This window comes from Bacillus sp. FSL W8-1143, assembly GCF_037965155.1.
Taxonomy (GTDB): Bacteria; Bacillota; Bacilli; order Bacillales; family Bacillaceae; genus Bacillus; species Bacillus pumilus.
In genome coordinates this window covers 2,924,826-2,944,297 of sequence record NZ_CP150182.1, presented here as the reverse complement: position 1 = coordinate 2,944,297, position 19,472 = coordinate 2,924,826, and the positions used below count along the sequence as shown (strand labels likewise).

Sequence of the window (19,472 nt, the reverse complement as noted above, 5' to 3'; positions counted from 1 at the left end):
TTTTCTCGTATTAATTTTGGCCGTAAGGGGCATTTCTTCTCATGGTACGGTCGGAATTCGTCATACCATTTGCATCTTCTTTCGTAGAAATATCTCCACCTTGAGGAGAATATTTCATTTGTTGAATTGTTTTGGTTAAGATTTGATCAAAATCACGTGAATTGGTTTGAAGACGTGAAAAATTGGCAATGGATTGAAAGTGCTCTGGATTATCAGAGACGTATACATGATAATAACGAGGGAGAACAGAAACCGCCGTTTTCTTTACTTGATCGGCAGATTCATCCCGGTTTTTGTTTCCTGTTTGATACACAATCAGTGCATCCTCATCTGTTACAAGTGTGGCTGTATCTTTGATGTTTGGGAGCTGCACAGTTAAACTTGTAATGACGTGGGCAAGATGCTCGCGATTTAAAGCAGGTGTTCTTTCTTTCTGATCTGTTACTTGCTGGCGCTGATAACGAACATATCCTGCTCTGTTTGTGTCTGCTTCTGGCATGTTGGAATTATTTCCTTCATGACGATCCGACAGACGGATGGTTTTACTTGAAGAATCTTCATCCACTTGCCGGTTCATACCTGATTGAAAGCCGCACCCGCCTAAAAGCATGCTGAGAAGAATCGCGGCTGTCAGTTGTTTCTTCATAAAAGTGACCTCCTTTTTTCTTTAGCTTCGGCTAAATCGGAAAAAACATGCTTTAGCAATTGATGGAGTTCTTCCAATGAATTATCATTAAAGATGGATCGTTTAAAAAGAGGTGAGAAGATGATCGTCATTCAGAATGCTACTTTTGATCTTGTAAGAGATATTAAAGACGGTTTTGATGAAGAAGCGTTTAAAGCAAGGTACTCAGATATTTTAAATAAGTACGATTATATTGTGGGGGACTGGGGCTACAATCAGCTGAGATTGAAGGGGTTCTTTGATGACCAAAACCAAAAGGCCACATTTGATACAAAAATCAGCACACTCGATGAATACATTTATGAATACTGTAATTTTGGCTGTGCCTATTTTGTCTTAAAACGAATCAGAAAATAACGCAAAGGGGAGCGTCATGATGTATTTCGTAGACAGAAAAAAAATTGAAGAGACATTACGTTTTTTCGAGGAGCAATATGAGTTGATGCGCAGTCATCAAACATGGACAAGTCCACTAGAGAAAAAAGCGCTGGAACGAATTGTCCATTTGCTCGTCGAATGTATTCTTGATACGGGAAATGACATGATTGATGGCTTTATTATGCGTGATCCAGGAAGCTATGATGACATCATGGATATTCTTGTTGATGAAAAGGTTGTACCAGAAGAGGAAGGCAGTCAGCTGAAAAAGCTTGTCTCGTGCCGCAAAACACTTGTACAGCAATACCAAGAAGTGGCTCATCACGACTTGCTGCAGGTGATCAGCGAGGTTGAGCATGCGCTACAGGTTTTCCCAAACCGCATCCGTACCTACTTAGAGCAGGAGCTAGGCCCAGTATCAGCGTTTAAATAATCCATTGGAGTTGTGAACATCATGAAATACAAAGGCTATTTAATTGATTTAGACGGAACCATGTATAAAGGAACAGAAAAGATCGAAGAAGCAGGTCAATTTGTTCAAAAGTTAAATGAGCTAAACATTCCCTACTTGTTTGTCACGAATAACTCGTCACGCACGCCAAAGCAGGTAGCAGAAAAACTCGTTTCATTCGATATCCCAGCAACTGAAGAACAAGTCTTTACAACAAGTATGGCAACAGCCAATTATATTGCCGAACAAAAGAAAGACGCGTCTGTTTACGTCATCGGTGAAGAAGGAATCAAGCAGGCCATTGAAGAAAAAGGGCTGACGTTTGGTCAGGAAGACGCTGATTTCGTTGTTGTTGGAATTGATCGCAGCATTACATATGAAAAATTCGCAGTCGGTGCGATTGCCATCCGTCAAGGCGCACAATTTGTCTCAACAAATGGAGACATTGCTATTCCAACCGAAAGAGGGCTTTTGCCAGGCAACGGTTCGTTAACATCTGTATTGACCGTGACTACTACAGTCCAGCCAACATTTATCGGGAAGCCAGAATCGATCATCATGGAACAAGCCATGCGGGTGCTCGGGACGGATGTGTCTGAGACGCTCATGGTAGGCGATAACTATGATACGGATATTATGGCAGGGATGAATGCAGGAATGGACACATTGCTCGTTCATACAGGCGTGACAACAAAAGAGCTGCTTCAGAAATATGACAAACAGCCAACCTATGTCATTGATTCATTATCTGAGTGGATTGAACGATTATCATAAAAAAAGAGGACAAGCGTTACGCGCGCGTCCTCTTTTTTGCTTATTCCACATTTCTTGCACTATGTGCCAGCCTGCTTGATGCTGCAGCAGCAATGGCGCCGACAATGTCATCTAAAAAGGTGTGGCACTCCCCTGTGGATTTATCGTTGAGTGTCCCGAGAATTCCTGGTTTTTCTTTATCGATATATCCGTAATTCGTAAAGCCGATCGAACCATAAATATTGACGATAGCAAACGATAAAATTTCATCAACACCATACAGGCTTTCGTCTGTTTCTAGAATGGATTGAAGCGGCTCGGTCAGTTTTTTTTGCTCGGCGAGTACGTCTAGTTCGACGCCAGTTAATATCGCATTTTGGACTTCTCGTTTTGCGATGACACGCTCCACATTGTGGATGCATTCTGTCATGTCTAAGCCAGGATGATATTTTTCCTGTAAAAAGTAGACAAGGTCTGCTATATCTTGAATGGATACGCCTCGTTCTTGTAAACGGCGTCTTGCTGTTTTTTCTACTTCGTTCATCTCATGATGATGTGGCATATATTCCTCACCCAATCCTCGTAATTTGTCCACAACGTGTAAAAAGCTTCGGATAGTAAATAGTATTCATAAATCCCTCAACCTGCGACTACGATATGATAAGAGATCGATCATATGAACGCAGGTGAAAACATGAAAGAAACCATTTATCACACATTTGGTATTGATGTGCGTCAACTTATGCCATATGGCAGTTATCAGAGCTTTCAAACGTCGGAGGCTCTCTTTATCATTGTTCCTGTGTCTCATTTGCGAGAAGAAGAACTCACAGAGCTGTTTCATATCAGTCAGTATTTACTGAATGCCGGAGACCCATACGTCGCTGTGTTTGAATTAACAAATGAAGAGAAGTCCATCTTTACTCATGGAAAGGAGCTGTATGCTTTATTAAAGGCAGCACCGCCGATCTCGAGCCGCTCGTTTCAACAGGCGTCAGAGCTGGCGGCCTTTCATGTCAGGGGAAGAGGTTTTCCATATGAGGTGTCTGAAACAAAACGTGTGGGAGCGTGGAAGGAATTATGGGCAAAACGGCTAGATCAGCTTGAAGGCTTTTGGATGCAGCAAATGCACCAAAAACCACTGGAACGGTTTGAAAAAAAATTCATCGAATCCTTTCCGTATTATCTTGGATTAACGGAAAACGCCATTCAATATTTAGTGGATACTGAGCTGGATGATGAACCGAAAGAATGTGATTCAGGCACTGTCTGCCACCAGCGTTTTTCGCGAAGGACATGGCCGCATGAGCAGCCGCTTCGTTTACCTGTAGATTGGGTCTTTGATCATCCAACCCGGGATATTGCCGAATACTTAAGAGAAACCTTTGTCCAGCATAAGGAAGATTTAATTGAGGAGGGCTTCTCATTTCTACAGCAATATGAGCAGGTGACACCACTTTCTTCCTTTTCTAAGCGTTTGTTATACAGCCGCCTGTTGTTCCCGCTTCATTACTTTGAAATTGTGGAAGGCTACTACATGTCGGGAGAAAATGAAAAATCATATTATGAAGAACGGCTAGATTACGTCTTAAATGATGCCAATCGCTATGAATACTTTCTAAAGGTCTATCAAGAAATGAGTGCCATGCGAAGCGGCGGGAGCCTCATTCCACCTGTTGGCTGGATCACAGGTCCACTGATTTGAAGTTTCAGTGAACAGATGAAACGTCTCTTTTCTCTTGAGGCGTTTTTCGTTATGCTTAAAGAAATCAATCAAAGGAGTGTTCTTCTTGCCGAAACCTTATGTCTATATCACAAGAAAGCTGGATGAAGCATCACTTACACCACTAAAAGAAGTCGCTCATATCGAGATGTGGCCAAGCGAAGATGAGCCATGTCCACGAGAAGAATTAGAAAAACAAGCAGCGAAAGCGGATGCGCTTCTCACCATGCTGTCAGATCAAGTAGATGAAGCCCTTTTATCAAAGGCTCCACATGTTAAGGTGATCGCAAACCTTGCTGTGGGTTATGACAATATTGATCTTGAAGCCGCTAATAAGCGCAACATTACCATTTGTCATACGCCTGATGTATTAACGGAATCCACGGCTGATTTAGCCTTTGCCCTTCTGATGGCGTCAGCTAGACGGATTGTCGAGGCGAGTGATTGGATTAAGGAAGGAAATTGGACAGGCTGGGGACCGCTTCTTCTTGCAGGAGCTGATGTTCATCACAAAACCCTTGGAATTGTCGGCATGGGCAGTATCGGAACAGCGCTTGCCAAGCGGGCAGCAGGCTTTGACATGAAGGTGCTGTACCATAACCGGTCAAGAAAGCCAGAGGCAGAAGCGCAGCTCGGCGTGACCTATGCGGCTTTTGAGGACTTGCTCACGCAGTCTGATTTCATCGTCTGCCTGACGCCGTTAACCCCAGAAACGAAAGACATGTTTAATGAAAAGGCATTTGATCTGATGAAGAACTCTGCTTATTTTATTAACGTATCAAGAGGACAGACTGTGGATGAGGATGCTTTATATGAGGCAGTCACGACAGGAAAAATTGCCGGCGCTGGTCTGGATGTATTTAGACAGGAGCCTGTCAGCCCATCTCATCCGTTAACAACATTACGTAACGTCACGGTTCTCCCTCATATTGGAAGTGCAAGTGTCGAAACGAGAAAAACGATGATGCGTTTATGTGCTGAGAATATTGCGCTTGTCCTACAAGGTCAGCAAGCCAAAACGCCAGTTCGTTCATCATTTCAGGCTCCCTGAGTTTCGGGAGCTTTTCTGACAAAAATATTTTGAAAATATAGAATCTTGATATAAATAGCTGTTAAGCGGTTTCATTCTAACAATCTCATATTTTATTACCTTGTCAAAATGAGGATACCCCTTTATAATGTGTGTACATTGAATGTCTGTGTTAGGTTAACAAATGTCTTTTTAGAGAGGACATTGACGGAGAAAGGTGGAATTTCAGGTGAAGGCAATTCGAGTTGGACTATTAGGATTAGGAACAGTGGGAAGCGGTGTCGTCAAGATTATCCAAGATCATCAGGATAAATTAATGCACCAGATCGGCTGTCCGGTATTAATACAAAAAGTGCTTGTGAGCAATCCCGATAAAAAGAGAGATGTGGATGTGGCAAGAGAAGTCTTCACAACTGAAGTATACGATGTGATTAGAGATCCAGAGGTCGACGTCATTATTGAAGTGATGGGCGGCATTGAAGAGACAAAACAATATTTAATAGATGCGTTAAATGAAAAGAAGCATGTCATTACCGCCAATAAAGATTTAATGGCACTTTACGGAACAGAGCTTTTACATGTGGCGAAAGAAAATGGCTGTGATCTTTATTATGAAGCAAGTGTCGCCGGAGGAATTCCGATTCTGCGTACGCTGGAGGAAGGATTGGCATCTGACCGAATTACGAAAATGATGGGAATTGTGAACGGCACAACCAATTTTATATTAACGAAAATGAACGTCGATAAAAGCGCATATGAGGATGTCTTAAAAGAAGCGCAGGATCTTGGCTTTGCAGAAGCAGACCCGACAGCTGATGTAGAAGGACTGGATGCAGCAAGGAAAATGGCGATTCTTGCAAGACTCGGTTTTTCCATGAATGTGGAATTAGACGATGTGAAGGTGAGAGGCATTTCTGACGTTTCTGATGAAGACATTAATTTCAGTAAACGATTTGGCTACACAATGAAGCTGATCGGAATTGCCCAGCGGGACGGAGAGAAAGTGGAAGTCAGTGTCCAGCCAACCTTACTCCCTGATCACCATCCGTTATCATCAGTCAACAATGAATTCAATGCGGTGTATGTCTATGGGAGTGCTGTAGGGGAAACGATGTTTTACGGACCTGGAGCTGGAAGTCTGCCAACGGCAACCGCTGTGGTATCAGACTTAGTCGCAGTCATGAAAAACATGCGCCTTGGCGTGAACGGAAGCGGATTTATCGCACCGGAGTTTGAGAAAAAGATCAAATCACCGTCGGAAGTATTTGCTCAGCAATTTTTAAGAATTCATGTTAGAGATCAAGTCGGGGCATTTTCCCGCATTACATCTATTTTTTCTGAAAGAGGCATCAGCTTTGAAAAGATCCTTCAGCTTCCTGTGAAAGGGCATGATGAGCTGGCTGAAATTGTGATTATTACACACCGGACCTCAGAAGAAGATTTCTCAAATATCCTGCAAAAATTAAACGATCTCGACGTGGTGGTTCAAGTGAAGAGCACGTACCGAGTAGAAGGGAACGGTTTAAGCTGATGAAGTGGAATGGACTTATTGAAGAATTCCAAGAATTCTTACCAGTAAACGAATCAACACCAAAACTAACATTAAATGAAGGGAATACACCGCTGATCCACCTTGCCAAGCTTTCGGAAAAGCTAGGGATTGAGCTTCATGTGAAAACAGAAGGCGTCAATCCAACAGGCTCTTTCAAGGACCGCGGGATGGTCATGGCTGTTGCAAAGGCAAAAGAAGAAGGCAATGATACGGTCATGTGTGCTTCGACAGGGAATACTTCTGCAGCGGCAGCGGCTTATGCTGCCCGTGCTGATATGAAATGTATCGTCATCATTCCAGACGGAAAAATTGCCTTTGGCAAGCTTGCACAGGCTGTGATGTACGGAGCAGAGATCATTGCAATTGACGGTAACTTTGATGATGCACTGAAAATCGTCCGCAGCATCTGTGAAAAATCGCCGATTGCCCTTGTTAACTCTGTCAATCCGTACCGAATTGAAGGACAAAAAACGGCGGCATTTGAAATCTGTGAGCAGCTAGGCTCGGCCCCGGACGTACTGGCGATTCCTGTTGGAAATGCGGGGAATATTACCGCCTACTGGAAAGGCTTCAAGGAATACCATGAGAAAAAAGGAACTGGACTGCCTGTTATGCGCGGCTTTGAAGCAGAAGGCGCAGCAGCGATCGTGCGAAATGAAGTGATTGAACAGCCAGAAACAGTGGCAACTGCCATCCGTATCGGAAATCCTGCAAGCTGGAAACAAGCTGTGGCAGCGGCAGATGAATCAAACGGAAAGATTGATGAAGTGACAGACGAAGAAATTCTCCATGCATATCAATTGATTGCTCGTGAAGAAGGTGTGTTTGCAGAGCCAGGCTCATGTGCGTCTATCGCAGGTGTGCTAAAGCAGGTGAAATCCGGAGAAATCAAGCCAGGCAGTAAAGTTGTTGCGGTATTAACAGGCAACGGATTGAAAGATCCGAATACGGCCATTGATATTTCACAAATTAAGCCGGTCACACTTGATGCAGATGAAGATCAAATTCTTGAACACTTAGAAAAGGCCGCGCGCGTATGAGTAAAGCCTCCATGCTTTTTTCAATCACAGTACCGGGAAGCACTGCCAATTTAGGACCAGGCTTTGATTCAGTTGGAATGGCGCTCAGCCGCTATTTAAAGCTATCGGTCTATGACCATGATAGCTGGCTGTTTGAAGCAGAATCAGATGTCGTGTCTGGAATTCCATCAGGCACCGACAACCTCATTTATCAAACAGCCAAAAAGGTCGCAGATCACTTTGGAAAAACACTCCCGCCTGTTTATGTCAAAGTGTGGAGTGATATTCCATTGGCACGGGGGCTGGGCAGCAGTGCTGCTGCAATTGTGGCAGCCATTGAGCTAGCCAATCAGCTTCTCGAATTAAATATGCCGGATGATCAAAAGCTCTTTTTTGCAAGTGAGGTAGAAGGTCATCCAGATAATGCGGGTGCTTCTTTATTCGGAGGTTTACTGATTGGTCTTCATGAAGAAGACAAGACACATGCTGTCAAAGTGAAGCATGTGGATATAGATGTTGTTGTCGTGATTCCTTTTTATGAAGTACTGACAAAGGATGCCCGTGATGTCCTGCCAGAGGATTTCTCCTATAAACATGCTGTCAGTGCGAGTGCTGTGAGCAACGTGCTTGTTGCCGCCTTAATGACGCAAAACTGGCCGCTTGTTGGAGAAATGATGAATAAGGATTTATTTCATCAGCCTTACCGCACAATGCTCGTCCCAGAGCTGTCGAAGGTAGAGCATGTCGCTTCGCTAAAAGGAGCGTATGGAACGGCATTAAGCGGTGCTGGTCCGACAATCTTAACCTTAGTTGAAAAAGGGAAGGGAGAAGCGCTGAAAAAGCAGCTTGCCCAAAACTTCCCGCATTGCGAAGTAGATTTGCTGACAGTACCAGTAGAAGGTGTTGTCGTGGAGCATGATCCAGTCAATCAAGTAAAGAACGTGCTGTAAAAATGCACGTTCCAGCGTGTAGGCAAACCCTCGCATTCGGTGTCAGTCCTGCGTGCTGGTGCTCACGAATATTAATTCGCTCCGCTCCAGTACTCGTCCTTCCTAGACTGCAAAGGTTCTCTATCACGCTGAAAAGAAGAAAAAGAGCTAAAATAAAGATCATTTTAGCCCTTTTTCAATAACCTGAGAACGTGCTGTAAAAATGCACGTTCTTTTTTTATTCTTGTTTTTATAAAATGAAGCAGGGATTATTATTTAGAGGATCGAACTATTTTTTATGTATAAAAGGAGGAGATACATTCATGAAGAAATTGATGACAGCAGAAGATTTAACGAAGATTGTTTCTGTTTCTCATCCGGTTTATTCACCAGATGGAAAAAAGGCGGTTTTTACAAAGGTCACGGTGAATGACAAAAAGGACGATTACAACATCCATTTATGGGTTCGAGATGAAGAGACAGAGGAGCTGTCACAATGGACATTTGAGGATGGAAAGCATCATCAGCCAGTGTGGTCAAAAGACAGCAGGCAGCTTGCGTTTATTTTGCAAAAGCCAAAGGAAGCTCCCCAGCTTGCACTGATTCAGAGCGAGGGAGGCGGTGTGCGTACCTTAACGTCGATTCCATACGGAGTATCTCATCCTGTCTTTTCACCAAATGGAGCTTTCATTTATGCGGCTGTGTCACTGAAACAAACAGAGTCTATACATGATGAAAAAAAGGAAGAGGGAGATGATTTCGCTCCTGCGGTATATGATGATTTAACCTATAAAGCAGATGGCAGAGGTTTTTTAGATGGGCGTTTTACGCAGATCATTCAAGTGGATACTCACTCAGAAGAGGTAGAGGCTGTCACAAGCAGGCAGCATCATCATGTGAATCACACGCTCTCTCCGTGCGGGAAATGGCTTGCCTATATTCAATCAAATCCTCAGAAACCTTACATAAGTGACGTGTGCCTCCGATCATTAGAGGAAGGTACGACAAAGAAAATCACACAATCATCAGGCGCTTATTCCACCGTGTCTTTTGCTCCTAATGGAGAAAGCCTCGTGTATATCGGACATGAGCGAGAATTTCAAAATGCTACTTTCCCAGCATTATGGCTGTATGATCTGAAGGAGGGAAACGTCGTTCAGCTGTCAGAAATGCTCGATATGTATGTGGGCAACTGTATGGCAGGGGATAGCGTTATGGGCGAAGCCAATCAGCTTCCGCAGTGGACAAAGGATAGCCAAGGGTTTTATGCGCTTGTTTCTGATCAAGGCAGTACAGGGATTTATTATTTCTCTGTTGAAGGCTTAGCCTATCCTGTTCGATTAGAGGCAGAGCATATCACAAACTTCAGCCTTCATCCAGATGAATCCAAATTACTGCTTAGCCGGCTGTCTTCCGTTTCTCCAAGTGAGCTGTATGAGCTGACATTAGGGGAGGCGGATCTAAAGCGAATCACGTTCGAGCATGATGAATTCCTCAAGGAGCATGTCCTATCGGTACCAGAGCCATTTTCATTTCAGTCAAAAGAAGGCGACGAGGTGCATGGCTGGTTTATGAAGCCATCCCAATTGGAAGAGGGGAAGACTTATCCGCTTATTTTAGAAATTCATGGCGGGCCGCATGCCATGTATGGTTATACGTATTTTCATGAATTTCAAATGCTTGCCGCGGAAGGCTATGCCATCGTATATATCAATCCTCATGGCAGTCATGGATACGGACAAATGTTTACCGACCGTGTGAGAGGGAGTTATGGTGACGTTGATTATGAGGATGTCATGCAGGCTGTTGATCATGTGCTGAAAGCCTATGATTTCCTTGATGAAACAAGACTTGGAGTGACAGGCGGCAGCTATGGCGGTTTTATGACCAACTGGATTGTCGGACAGACCGACCGTTTTCGCGCAGCCGTCACACAGCGGTCCATTTCAAACTGGATTAGCTTTTATGGCATCAGTGATATCGGTTATTATTTCACAAGGTGGCAGATGGATGGGGATATTTATGATTCAGCCGATAAGCTATGGGATCGTTCGCCGCTAAAGTATGTGAAGCAGGTAAATACGCCGCTTCTCATCCTACACAGCGACGAAGACTATCGCTGCCCAGTCGATCAAGCAGAACAGCTTTTTGTAGCACTGAAGGAGCTTGGGAAAGACACAAGGCTCGTCAAATTCCCGAAAGCATCTCATGATTTATCCAGAAGCGGCCATCCGGGGCAGCGTATTCAAAGACTGACCTTTATAAAGGATTGGTTTAGAGAGAAGCTAAGCTAATAATAAAAAAACGACCCAAATCGGGTCGTTTCAGCGTGATGACAAACCCTCGCATTCCGTGTCAGTCCTGCGTGCTGGTGCTCACGAATATCAATTCGCTCCGCGCCAGTACTCGTCCTTCCTAGAATTCAAGGGTTTTCATATCACGCTGAAAAAGGCTAATACTGAAAAAAACGACCCGAATTTGGGTCGTTTTCATGTCATATATGAATTAGAAAACCTGTTCAACTTCTACAACGCCAGGCACTTCTTCTAATAATGCGCGCTCAATACCGGCTTTCAATGTAATGGTTGAACTTGGGCAGCTGCCGCATGCACCAAGAAGACGCAATTTGACAATGCCATCTTCAATGTCTACAAGCTCACAGTCTCCACCATCACGTAATAGAAATGGACGAAGTTTGTCTAGTACTTCCTGTACTTGGTCTTTCATTTCGACTTCAGTCATTAGATACAATCGCTCCTTTCACAACATATCACCATTATATTCATCTGGACGATAAAAATCTATTGATTGGTTTCAAAGTTTCCTTCTCATTATAGCACAATCTCATCTTGAAACAAAAAGTGATTTTGACTTTTTTCATACAGAAAATTCAGCTAAAATAAAGAAAGAATAGGGGGCTTGTCAAATGAATCAAACCGTCGATCTTTATGTATATGGAAGAGATGTACTTTGCGCTAGCTGCGTGAATCTGCCTTCATCAAAAGACACATTTGAGTGGTTAGATGCAGCGTTAAAACGAAAATATCCAAATCAGCCGTTTCGCATCACATATATTGATATTGAGCACCCACCAGAAAACGAACACCAAAAGGAATTGTCCGAACGAATTCTTGATGATGAATTCTTTTATCCGCTTGTCTTAGTGGAGGATCAAATTGTCGGAGAGGGCAATCCAAAATTAAAAGACATTTATCAAGAAATGGAGAAATACGGTTACACGGAGAGCAGTGAATAAACTGTTCTTTTTTTGAGAAAATAAACAGAACAAACGTTCCTTTTAGGTTGAAAAAGAACGTTTGTTCGATTATAATGAAAGGAAAGGAGCGTGAGCATCATGAATTATTTACTGAAACAATCTCTTCAACAGCAAATACCAATTGAGATGATTTATATGAAGAAAAACGGAGAGTGCACGAAGCGTAAAATCATTGTCCACCGTCAAACAGACCAGCTCATCCAAGCGTATTGTTTATCGAAAAAGTCGATGAGAACGTTTCGTAAAGACTGCATCCTTGCCCTTGCTCCGATCAAATGGACCCGTTCATCGGCACATGCCGTTTCATAGAAAAAAGCTCCCTCGACGAGAAGGAGCTTTGAGATAAAATTCACATGATGTTAGCCATTGTGATGCTTATACATCCAAAGGAGTCCGGATTTTAGAAGTCTTGGTACACGGCCAATAAGTGGACGATCTGCTACTAAGCCAAAGCCGGCTTTTTTCCCTAAAGAGCCTAAGACACCTTTTAGCTTAAACTGAGGATAAGCCTCAGGAAGCGGCTCGTTTTTCCAGCGTTTTTGCAGAGATTGGACAATTTGTTCTGCCTGCGCCTCGGCAAGCTGTGCACTTGGGGCATGCGGAAGACTTGCGCAATCACCCACGACATAGACGTGCTCATTTTCAGGGAGATTGTGATGAGGTGTTAATACGACGCGGCCTTGTACGTCCTTTTCAACATCCATCTCCCGTACCACTTTGCTTGGCTGAATGCCTGCTGTCCATACGATGACCTCTGCTTCAATGGCGTCATCATGGTTGTAAACAACACCTTCTTCAACCTTCGTAATATTGGCACAGTTAATGATCTTTACGTCATTTTCTTCAAACCACTTTTGCACATATAAACTTAATCTTTTTGGGAAGCTTGATAGAATCAGCTCTCCGCGGTCAAAAAGAATAATGTTTAAATCAGCACGGCTTTCTCTTAATTCACTGGCTAGCTCTACCCCGCTAAGTCCAGCACCGACGATACCAACCGTTGCACCTGCACCCAAATTGTTTAATTTGTTATACGTATGTCTTGACTGATCAATGGTTTGAATGCTGTATGTATGTTCTTTCGCACCAGGGACATTATGATACTTGTCCTCACAGCCGAGTCCAATCACCGTGTCGTCATAAGGAATGGGTTCACGGTCGCTGAATAAGATCTGTTTGTTTTCAATATCAATTTTTTCTACTTCCCCATATTGAATATCCAGCTTCGGATGCTCTGGAAAAGATACTCGAATGTGATGATCAGAGATCGTTCCAGCAGCGAGTGCATAATATTCTGTTTTTAAACAGTGGTAAGGATTTCGATCAATTAATGTGATAGTAACATCATCAGGTAATTGATTTGGCAATAAGCGGTGGAGAACCCGCATATTCCCGTAACCTCCGCCGATCAAGACTAAATTTTTCATGACGATTCTCCTTTTCCCCGTAGACATTGAAAAACACTTATACTAAAAAACTTTAAGTTAAAATACCAAATAAAATTATATCGAATTTACTGTGAAACCACAATAATTGTTTCAAAATAACCTACATATTCATTAGTTAGTCCTAAATAGTAAAACATTTTACGAGGAATAGGCGTAACGATACAGGTGAAGCTCATGTTTTGACTAATAGAAGGAATTTCGGTAGGATGGTAAAGCAATGTGAGGTGAAGCAAAGTGTTCCCACTGATCGAATTTTGTGTAAGTAATCTTGCACAAGGGTCTCAAGAAGCAAAAGAGAAGCTTGATAAAGACCCAAACCTAGACGTTATGGAATACGGCTGTTTAAGCTACTGCGGCAAATGTATGGACTCCCCATTTGCACTCGTGAATGGAGAATTTGTTTCCGGAGAAAATGCAGAGCAGCTAGTTGAGCGTATTTATGCTTTTATAGAGGAAAATGAGATGTTTTAAATGCACCACATGGGTCATGAGGTGCATTTTTTTCATATTTTAATTTTCCATTTTTAAGGAGAATGAATAGAAAGCGCATCCAATATGTTATGCTAATAAAATATCATTAAAATGAAGCATCACACGAGAGAAAATGAGGCATATGCATAATAAAAGCCCCTTGCCATGGCAGCAAAGAGCTTTTATGTATGAAAAACGGGGGATGATAAGATTGTCTCCTGAATCGACTCCTTTTATACTATAAAGAAACAACATTTTTGGAGGAAGCTCATGACATCATTTCAATTCACGAAAATGCACGGATTAGGAAATAATTATATTTACGTCAATCAGATGAAGGAACAGCTTCCAGAAGAGCAGCTATCAGAGATAGCGATCCAGGTTTCTTCTGTTTATACAGGAATCGGTTCAGACGGAATGATCCTTATTTGCCCATCAGATGTTGCACCTGTGAAAATGCGTATTTTCAACAATGATGGATCAGAGGGAAAAAACTGCGGCAACGGTCTGCGCTGCGTCGCAAAATATGTGTATGAGCATCAAATCGTAACTGACACAACGTTCCAGATCGAGACATTGTCAGGACTCGTTGAAGCGACCGTTCATGTACAGGATGATCACGTTCATTTAGTAACAGTAGATATGGGGAAACCTCGTTTTGAAAAAGAAGCGATGCCGATGCTAGGTGAACCAACAAGCACTACGATTAATGAACCGCTTGATTTTGGCACGACAACCTTAAATGGAACGGCCGTTTCAATGGGAAACCCGCACATCGTGTTTTATTTAGTGGACATTGAAAAAGCACCGCTTGATACACTTGGGCCAATCATCGAAAAACACGACATGTTCCCAGAAGGCGTCAATGTAGAATTTGTAGAAGTGGTTAGTGAAACAGAACTGCATTTTCGTGTGTGGGAAAGAGGATCTGGCATTACTCAAGCCTGCGGAACGGGAGCTTGCGCGGCTGCCGTATCCACGATTGTGAATGGACAGGCGAAAAAAGAAACGGACATGACGGTTCACTTAGCTGGCGGAGATCTCATCATTCGCTGGAAAGACAACGACCATGTGCTCATGACAGGGCCTGCTGAAACGATTTGTGACGGCACATTTTATCTGTAAACCATTTATTTGAGAAAAGGCACCATCACGTTTATAATTGAAAAGAAACATCCAGTCAAAAGGAGGGATGATCATGAGTACACCAGTAACCATTACAGAAGCTGCTGCACTGCAGATTAAAGATATGATGAAAGAACATGAAGAAGAAAATGCGTTCCTACGAGTTGGCGTAAAAGGCGGCGGCTGTAGCGGTCTTTCATACGGAATGGGCTTTGACCATGAAGTTTCAGAGAAAGACACGCAGTTCGAACAGCAAGGCATCCAGGTCCTTGTCGACTCCGAAAGCCTTGATATCATGAACGGCACCATCATTGATTTCAAACAATCACTAATGGGCGGCGGTTTCACTATTGATAATCCGAACGCGATTGCTTCATGCGGATGCGGTTCTTCTTTCAGAACAGCGACAAATACCGGTACGCCGGAAGAGTGTTAAGGTTAGTAACAATTAATTTTGTAAATCCATATTGAATATTTAAAACCTCCTCAAATTGGTTATGATTCGAGGAGGTTTTTTTGTATTGTATTAAAGATGTGAAGGGGAGATAACTTAAATCACTCAGCACCGTCTTTTTTGTATGGTATTTAAGTATAAAAAAGTTCGCAATTTCTTAATATTTCATCTGTACCAAGTAAGGTGGCTTCTTCTATTCCTATATTATTTTTTCTCATAAAAGATTGTACAGCTTGATAGCCTACTGCATAGCCTGCAAAGGGTGATAATCCGACAGGCTGAAAGCCTTGTTCTTTTGCAATGATATCACCAAACATATAACTGCTGACCTCAGCAAACCCTTTTGTATGTAAAGCCTCTTTTATCACTTCTTTTGAATAGTCTAATTCCTCTTTATCAAAAGAAGTGACCCAAGGTCCTAACACATGTTCACCATAAAGCTCTTTTACAAATGATTCAGCTAAACCCTCTATAATTAAATAATCTCCAACCGTGACATTTCCGTAATCCCATTCAAAATGTGAAAAACGGATATTATGATGGAATTCATGTGCAATGAGAGCAGGAATTCTAGGGATATTATATGAATTTGGATATAGTGATACTTGAATAAATCCAGGAATTCCCCCAAAGCCACAATATCCTTTTTGCAGTTCAAGCTTTTTCGGATCAGCTATATATAGACCAAATCTCAACTCATCAGCATTTATTTGAAGGTTGTGCTTTTCTATGAAATCCATACAATGGTTTAAGGTGATATCTGCTGTTTGAAGAGCCTGAATTTCTCGTAGTCTCTTCAATGCCTGTTGTCCAGTTTGTGTATCTGTTACATCAAGATAGCCAAGCATCTTGGTTGCCATTATTACATCATATCCATTTTGCTGTTTAGCTTTTAGCGGAACGTTAATCATATTCCACATCTTTTCAAAAGGTTTCATCATGGTGTGTTGGAAAAAACGTTCTTTATTGTGTTTCGTTGAGAATAATTTTTCGTATTGATCGATTGTATTCTCAATCATAATTTTCATAGCTGTTCCCTCTTTTATGAAGAGTAGTAAAGACTTTCATCGCTTCGCTCATAAATGATGCCAAGCCCTCACCATATTGATCTATATTCTTTGTGAAACGTTCATCTTGAATATAGAGTTGGCCTAAACCGTAAAAAGCATCAAGAGAGTAATAACTAAAGTTTTCGTTTAAAAAGTCGTACCATTGTTTGATTACGATTTGCACCTCTTTGGATTTAAGGGAATGATTGCGAAGAGAGGCTAGTTTATTAAATATGCTATCCCAGCTATCAGATAATTCAATTTGTTCATCTTTAGACAAATGATTTAGTTTTGAGCTGACTTGATCAACAGTTTCATTTCCCCAACGGTGACGAGCTTCTTCTCCATATTGACTAAATTTCATATTCATATTCTCGAACCTTTCTTTATGGGTGTACAGAGATTCTCCCATCAAATGCTGTAGCGTCTTATCAATATTTTCGATCATTTTATCAAATTTATCTCGTTTCTCTATTAACATTTTTCTTTGTAAAATAAATGCTTCTTTCTTCTCAAATGAAGGATTATGCATCATCTTTTTTATTTCCTTCAATGGAAATCCAAGTTCTCTGAAAAATAATATCTGCTGTAATGTTTCAAGGTTTTCTTCTGAATAGAGTCGATAACGATTATCTGTGACTTCTTTCGGAATCAATAAGCCAATCTGATCGTAATGATGAAGTGTCCGAATACTAATACCAAACAATTCAGCTACTTCTTTTACTTTCATTTCAATTCACCTCTCTTGATATCCACTATAAAATATGACGTTACGTGAGGGTCAATAGAAAAAGGATTGATGAATGGAAAATTTGTTATTAAAATAACCTGATTAATTTTGGGGATTTCACTTAATCTAAGCCTATTAAAATAATGACATGATTGGAAATGACTAAGTGGAACAGCATGTGATGTTAAAGGTGGAGAAGCAATATGAGAAAGAGACACTCATCCAGTGTCTCTTTCTCATATTGCTTCTTCTATTTTCAACAGCTCTTTATCCAAGACATCCACCAGCTCTTGGGTGCTAAACATATAGATCACCACTTCTTTATTGCCATCTTCCACATGGACTTCAATCACAATTTTAATATTTGCTGGTTTTTCATGATACATTACTTCAAAAGTACCCACTTTTTTCGTTTCATTGTTTTTATTCATTTTTTGGACTTTAGAGAGTATCTGTTTGATTTCTTGATCACTCAAACCAGAATCTAAAATGGAAGTGGACACACGCTTTAAAAAAGGTTCTAGTTGATCAACATCAATATTCAGTCCTGCTGCGAACTGCGCATAATGTTTGTTATAGTCTTTTGCAAACAGCTCAACTGAGCCACCAATCATCAGTAACAAGGTCAAACTGATCATGAAACGCTTTAACATCTTTCCACCTATCCTTCATTATGATCTTCTTCTTTTCCTATATCGGTTGATCACATAAAACCTTCATTCTCTCTTCAACAATTTATAAATCGCTCAATTTTGTTACAGCTTGCTCTCACAACTGGCTATTTCCACCCGAAAAGAGTATCATGAGAACCAAACATAAACTGTAGGTAGAAAAGAGGTTGCTGAGGTTTGAGTGAACAAATCAATTGCAGGAACTGTCATGAACTGATTCCGTATCGTTCTAAAACGTGTCCAGCTTGCGGGATTGAGAAGCCGCTTCCGAAAAAGGAACGTGTGAAAGATCGGGTGATTTTGGTTGTGGCAGGGATTGTTGTGGTGCTGCTTGCTGCAATGGTACTTGGAATGGCGAATGCCTATATTGGGATTTTTAAATAAACGAAAAAGGAGTTCCGCTAGTGGGAACTCCTTTTTTTGATTTCGCTTATTTGTTTTCAAATAAGCTTGTGGAATGAAGAGGCTGTACACGGGCTTTCGGGTCCATGTAGGCTTTCGCATTGTTGACAGCCGTTGGTGCTTCACCAAATCCGCTGGCAATCAATTTGACTTTTCCTTCATACGTACAAATGTCTCCTGCCGCATAGAAGCCTTCAATGTTTGTTTCCATTGTGGATTTCACGACGATCGAGTTCTTTTCGATTTCAAGACCCCATTGCTTAATTGGTCCAAGAGAGGAAACAAAACCGAAGTTGACGATCACGTCGTCCACATCAAGCACTTGTTTTTTGTCGCCTTTGACTTCTTCTAGCACAATCTGTTCAATGCGGTCTTCACCAATGAGCTCGGTTGGGACAAATGGCGTCACGACATTGACTTTCGAATTGTGCAGGTTTTCTACACTGTGCTCATGCGCGCGGAATTTATCGCGGCGGTGAATAATGGAAACCTCTTTTGCGATAGGTTCAAGCATCAGTGCCCAGTCCACCGCAGAGTCTCCGCCGCCAAGAACAGCGACACGTCTGCCAGCAAATTGATTCAAATCATTAATGAAGTAATGCAGGTTGCTTCCTTCAAATGATTCTGCTGCATCTAGTTCAAGCTTTCTCGGTTGGAATGCACCGTTACCAGCTGTGATGATGATCGTTTTAGAATAATGAACCTCTTGATTTGTCACAAGTTTAAAGATACCATCTGCCTGTTTTTCAACCGTTTCAACTGCTTGCTCTAAGCAAATGGTTTGATCAAATTTATCCATTTGTTCCTTTAAGTTATCAATTAATTCTTGTGCGCGGATTTTTGGAAAACCAGCCACATCATAAATGTATTTTTCAGGGTAAAGAGCGGATAATTGACCGCCGAGCTGAGGAAGGCTTTCAATGATTTTCACACTTGCCTGTCTCATGCCACCGTAAAACGCAGTAAACAATCCTACTGGGCCGCCCCCGATAACGGTAATGTCATATACCTTAGAATCTTCTTGCATTCCTTTAATCCTCCCAAATGAAAATTGTTATCACTATATCATATCATACCACACATCGTCGTTTGACTTGTTTTGAAAAACTTGTCGTTTTTTGATGCCGAAGCTTTGAAAAAGAGGAAAAAGTGAGAAAGACCGTTTATCATAAGGATTTTCAGTTTAAAGCCTTGAAAATTGGATCAGAACTCGCTATTATTGTTAAGGGAACTAAATATTAATTTTTTATGAATTTTTGTCGGATACGGTCAAATGCTTTCGTTTTATGTAGGTGAAAGTTCAGATTTTCACATACTTATTTTTT

22 protein-coding genes and 1 pseudogene are annotated in these 19,472 nt (G+C 41.7%); 15 read left to right on the top strand and 8 right to left on the bottom strand.

Annotation, left to right across the window (positions count from 1 at the left end; genetic code table 11):
• Positions 1 to 10: 10 nt before the first annotated feature.
• Positions 11 to 646, bottom strand: coding sequence for a YhcN/YlaJ family sporulation lipoprotein (locus tag NSQ36_RS15140; RefSeq protein WP_268459288.1), 636 nt, complete (start codon positions 644 to 646; stop codon positions 11 to 13).
• A gap of 120 nt (positions 647 to 766) precedes the next feature.
• Here NSQ36_RS15140 and NSQ36_RS15135 point away from each other — a divergent pair, with 120 nt between their 5' ends.
• Genes NSQ36_RS15135 through NSQ36_RS15125 form a run of 3 tightly spaced genes read left to right on the top strand, consistent with a single transcriptional unit; the run spans position 767 to position 2,288 of the window.
• On the top strand, positions 767 to 1,042 hold the full coding sequence (locus NSQ36_RS15135; protein ID WP_003213192.1) for a YutD family protein: 276 nt from the start codon (positions 767 to 769) through the stop codon (positions 1,040 to 1,042).
• 19 nt (positions 1,043 to 1,061) lie between these two features.
• Positions 1,062 to 1,496 (top strand): DUF86 domain-containing protein, encoded by a 435-nt coding sequence (locus NSQ36_RS15130; protein WP_212045767.1) that lies wholly within the window; start codon positions 1,062 to 1,064, stop codon positions 1,494 to 1,496.
• Positions 1,497 to 1,514: 18 nt separating this feature from the next.
• Positions 1,515 to 2,288: a TIGR01457 family HAD-type hydrolase gene (locus tag NSQ36_RS15125; RefSeq protein WP_137054515.1), complete on the top strand. Its 774-nt coding sequence runs from the start codon at positions 1,515 to 1,517 to the stop codon at positions 2,286 to 2,288.
• Positions 2,289 to 2,328: 40 nt separating this feature from the next.
• On the opposite strand, the gene NSQ36_RS15120 is transcribed toward NSQ36_RS15125, so the two are convergent.
• Positions 2,329 to 2,829 carry a phosphatidylglycerophosphatase A gene (locus NSQ36_RS15120; RefSeq protein WP_106066291.1) on the bottom strand — a complete coding sequence of 167 codons (501 nt, stop codon included), beginning with the start codon at positions 2,827 to 2,829 and terminating at the stop codon, positions 2,329 to 2,331.
• 132 nt (positions 2,830 to 2,961) lie between these two features.
• Here NSQ36_RS15120 and yutH point away from each other — a divergent pair, with 132 nt between their 5' ends.
• From yutH to NSQ36_RS15090, 6 genes are all read left to right on the top strand, one after another.
• Positions 2,962 to 3,972 carry a spore coat putative kinase YutH gene (yutH, locus tag NSQ36_RS15115; protein ID WP_050944683.1) on the top strand — a complete coding sequence of 337 codons (1,011 nt, stop codon included), beginning with the start codon at positions 2,962 to 2,964 and terminating at the stop codon, positions 3,970 to 3,972.
• Between the two features lie 85 nt (positions 3,973 to 4,057).
• Positions 4,058 to 5,041, top strand: a complete 984-nt coding sequence (locus NSQ36_RS15110) for a D-glycerate dehydrogenase (RefSeq protein ID WP_050944067.1) — start codon at positions 4,058 to 4,060, stop codon at positions 5,039 to 5,041.
• Between the two features lie 208 nt (positions 5,042 to 5,249).
• The gene (locus tag NSQ36_RS15105; RefSeq protein WP_003213524.1) at positions 5,250 to 6,551 is read left to right on the top strand and encodes a homoserine dehydrogenase; all 1,302 of its coding nucleotides are present in this window, start codon (positions 5,250 to 5,252) and stop codon (positions 6,549 to 6,551) included.
• Positions 6,551 to 7,612 (top strand): threonine synthase, encoded by a 1,062-nt coding sequence (gene thrC, locus NSQ36_RS15100; protein ID WP_044140848.1) that lies wholly within the window; start codon positions 6,551 to 6,553, stop codon positions 7,610 to 7,612. The genes NSQ36_RS15105 and thrC overlap by 1 nt, the downstream gene beginning before the upstream one ends.
• A complete protein-coding gene (gene thrB, locus NSQ36_RS15095; RefSeq protein WP_034620114.1) occupies positions 7,609 to 8,541 on the top strand; it encodes a homoserine kinase in 933 nt (310 codons plus the stop codon). The genes thrC and thrB overlap by 4 nt, the downstream gene beginning before the upstream one ends.
• Before the next feature lie 302 nt (positions 8,542 to 8,843).
• On the top strand, positions 8,844 to 10,814 hold the full coding sequence (locus tag NSQ36_RS15090; RefSeq protein WP_050944066.1) for a S9 family peptidase: 1,971 nt from the start codon (positions 8,844 to 8,846) through the stop codon (positions 10,812 to 10,814).
• A 211-nt stretch (positions 10,815 to 11,025) separates the two neighbouring features.
• Here the strand turns inward: NSQ36_RS15090 and NSQ36_RS15085 are convergent.
• Positions 11,026 to 11,325, bottom strand: a pseudogene (locus NSQ36_RS15085) (NifU family protein).
• Positions 11,326 to 11,446: 121 nt separating this feature from the next.
• On the opposite strand from NSQ36_RS15085, the gene NSQ36_RS15080 reads away from it, so the two are divergent.
• Both NSQ36_RS15080 and NSQ36_RS15075 read left to right on the top strand, forming a co-directional pair.
• A complete protein-coding gene (locus NSQ36_RS15080) occupies positions 11,447 to 11,776 on the top strand; it encodes a YuzD family protein (protein ID WP_003212989.1) in 330 nt (109 codons plus the stop codon).
• A gap of 99 nt (positions 11,777 to 11,875) precedes the next feature.
• Positions 11,876 to 12,106, top strand: coding sequence for a hypothetical protein (locus tag NSQ36_RS15075; RefSeq protein ID WP_050944065.1), 231 nt, complete (start codon positions 11,876 to 11,878; stop codon positions 12,104 to 12,106).
• A gap of 50 nt (positions 12,107 to 12,156) precedes the next feature.
• Here NSQ36_RS15075 and NSQ36_RS15070 read toward each other — a convergent pair whose 3' ends face one another.
• Positions 12,157 to 13,224 carry an NAD(P)/FAD-dependent oxidoreductase gene (locus NSQ36_RS15070; protein WP_050944064.1) on the bottom strand — a complete coding sequence of 356 codons (1,068 nt, stop codon included), beginning with the start codon at positions 13,222 to 13,224 and terminating at the stop codon, positions 12,157 to 12,159.
• Between the two features lie 255 nt (positions 13,225 to 13,479).
• Between NSQ36_RS15070 and NSQ36_RS15065 the strand changes: the two genes are divergently transcribed.
• The 3 genes from NSQ36_RS15065 (at position 13,480) to erpA (ending at position 15,277) form a co-directional block, all read left to right on the top strand.
• Positions 13,480 to 13,716 (top strand): YuzB family protein, encoded by a 237-nt coding sequence (locus NSQ36_RS15065; protein ID WP_003213414.1) that lies wholly within the window; start codon positions 13,480 to 13,482, stop codon positions 13,714 to 13,716.
• Between the two features lie 270 nt (positions 13,717 to 13,986).
• Entirely contained in the window at positions 13,987 to 14,841 is an 855-nt protein-coding gene (gene dapF / locus NSQ36_RS15060) for a diaminopimelate epimerase (protein WP_050944063.1), read from the top strand.
• 73 nt (positions 14,842 to 14,914) lie between these two features.
• Positions 14,915 to 15,277 carry an iron-sulfur cluster insertion protein ErpA gene (erpA, locus tag NSQ36_RS15055; protein WP_012011138.1) on the top strand — a complete coding sequence of 121 codons (363 nt, stop codon included), beginning with the start codon at positions 14,915 to 14,917 and terminating at the stop codon, positions 15,275 to 15,277.
• A 149-nt stretch (positions 15,278 to 15,426) separates the two neighbouring features.
• Here the strand turns inward: erpA and NSQ36_RS15050 are convergent, their stop codons facing one another.
• From NSQ36_RS15050 to NSQ36_RS15040, 3 genes are all read right to left on the bottom strand, one after another.
• Positions 15,427 to 16,323 carry a DUF2268 domain-containing protein gene (locus NSQ36_RS15050; protein WP_050944062.1) on the bottom strand — a complete coding sequence of 299 codons (897 nt, stop codon included), beginning with the start codon at positions 16,321 to 16,323 and terminating at the stop codon, positions 15,427 to 15,429.
• Complete coding sequence (locus NSQ36_RS15045) at positions 16,307 to 17,080, bottom strand: MerR family transcriptional regulator (protein ID WP_034620113.1); 774 nt, start codon at positions 17,078 to 17,080, stop codon at positions 16,307 to 16,309. The genes NSQ36_RS15050 and NSQ36_RS15045 overlap by 17 nt, the downstream gene beginning before the upstream one ends.
• 230 nt (positions 17,081 to 17,310) lie before the next feature.
• Positions 17,311 to 17,727 (bottom strand): hypothetical protein, encoded by a 417-nt coding sequence (locus NSQ36_RS15040; RefSeq protein ID WP_339206005.1) that lies wholly within the window; start codon positions 17,725 to 17,727, stop codon positions 17,311 to 17,313.
• Between the two features lie 195 nt (positions 17,728 to 17,922).
• Between NSQ36_RS15040 and NSQ36_RS15035 the strand changes: the two genes are divergently transcribed.
• Positions 17,923 to 18,129, top strand: coding sequence for a hypothetical protein (locus tag NSQ36_RS15035; protein ID WP_044140840.1), 207 nt, complete (start codon positions 17,923 to 17,925; stop codon positions 18,127 to 18,129).
• Between the two features lie 46 nt (positions 18,130 to 18,175).
• Here the strand turns inward: NSQ36_RS15035 and yumC are convergent, their stop codons facing one another.
• The gene (gene yumC / locus NSQ36_RS15030; RefSeq protein ID WP_003212844.1) at positions 18,176 to 19,174 is read right to left on the bottom strand and encodes a ferredoxin--NADP reductase 2; all 999 of its coding nucleotides are present in this window, start codon (positions 19,172 to 19,174) and stop codon (positions 18,176 to 18,178) included.
• Positions 19,175 to 19,472 lie beyond the last annotated feature (298 nt).

What these genes read in the sequence shown, in the direction of transcription:
- NSQ36_RS15140 (WP_268459288.1), bottom strand. Translation starts at nt 646, where the DNA reads ATGAAGAAACAACTGACAGCCGCGATTCTTCTCAGCATGCTTTTAGGC.
- NSQ36_RS15135 (WP_003213192.1), top strand. Translation starts at nt 767, where the DNA reads ATGATCGTCATTCAGAATGCTACTTTTGATCTTGTAAGAGATATTAAA.
- NSQ36_RS15130 (WP_212045767.1), top strand. Translation starts at nt 1,062, where the DNA reads ATGTATTTCGTAGACAGAAAAAAAATTGAAGAGACATTACGTTTTTTC.
- NSQ36_RS15120 (WP_106066291.1), bottom strand. Translation starts at nt 2,829, where the DNA reads ATGCCACATCATCATGAGATGAACGAAGTAGAAAAAACAGCAAGACGC.
- yutH (WP_050944683.1), top strand. Translation starts at nt 2,962, where the DNA reads ATGAAAGAAACCATTTATCACACATTTGGTATTGATGTGCGTCAACTT.
- thrC (WP_044140848.1), top strand. Translation starts at nt 6,551, where the DNA reads ATGAAGTGGAATGGACTTATTGAAGAATTCCAAGAATTCTTACCAGTA.
- thrB (WP_034620114.1), top strand. Translation starts at nt 7,609, where the DNA reads ATGAGTAAAGCCTCCATGCTTTTTTCAATCACAGTACCGGGAAGCACT.
- NSQ36_RS15090 (WP_050944066.1), top strand. Translation starts at nt 8,844, where the DNA reads ATGAAGAAATTGATGACAGCAGAAGATTTAACGAAGATTGTTTCTGTT.
- NSQ36_RS15080 (WP_003212989.1), top strand. Translation starts at nt 11,447, where the DNA reads ATGAATCAAACCGTCGATCTTTATGTATATGGAAGAGATGTACTTTGC.
- NSQ36_RS15075 (WP_050944065.1), top strand. Translation starts at nt 11,876, where the DNA reads ATGAATTATTTACTGAAACAATCTCTTCAACAGCAAATACCAATTGAG.
- NSQ36_RS15070 (WP_050944064.1), bottom strand. Translation starts at nt 13,224, where the DNA reads ATGAAAAATTTAGTCTTGATCGGCGGAGGTTACGGGAATATGCGGGTT.
- dapF (WP_050944063.1), top strand. Translation starts at nt 13,987, where the DNA reads ATGACATCATTTCAATTCACGAAAATGCACGGATTAGGAAATAATTAT.
- erpA (WP_012011138.1), top strand. Translation starts at nt 14,915, where the DNA reads ATGAGTACACCAGTAACCATTACAGAAGCTGCTGCACTGCAGATTAAA.
- NSQ36_RS15050 (WP_050944062.1), bottom strand. Translation starts at nt 16,323, where the DNA reads ATGAAAATTATGATTGAGAATACAATCGATCAATACGAAAAATTATTC.
- NSQ36_RS15040 (WP_339206005.1), bottom strand. Translation starts at nt 17,727, where the DNA reads ATGTTAAAGCGTTTCATGATCAGTTTGACCTTGTTACTGATGATTGGT.
- yumC (WP_003212844.1), bottom strand. Translation starts at nt 19,174, where the DNA reads ATGCAAGAAGATTCTAAGGTATATGACATTACCGTTATCGGGGGCGGC.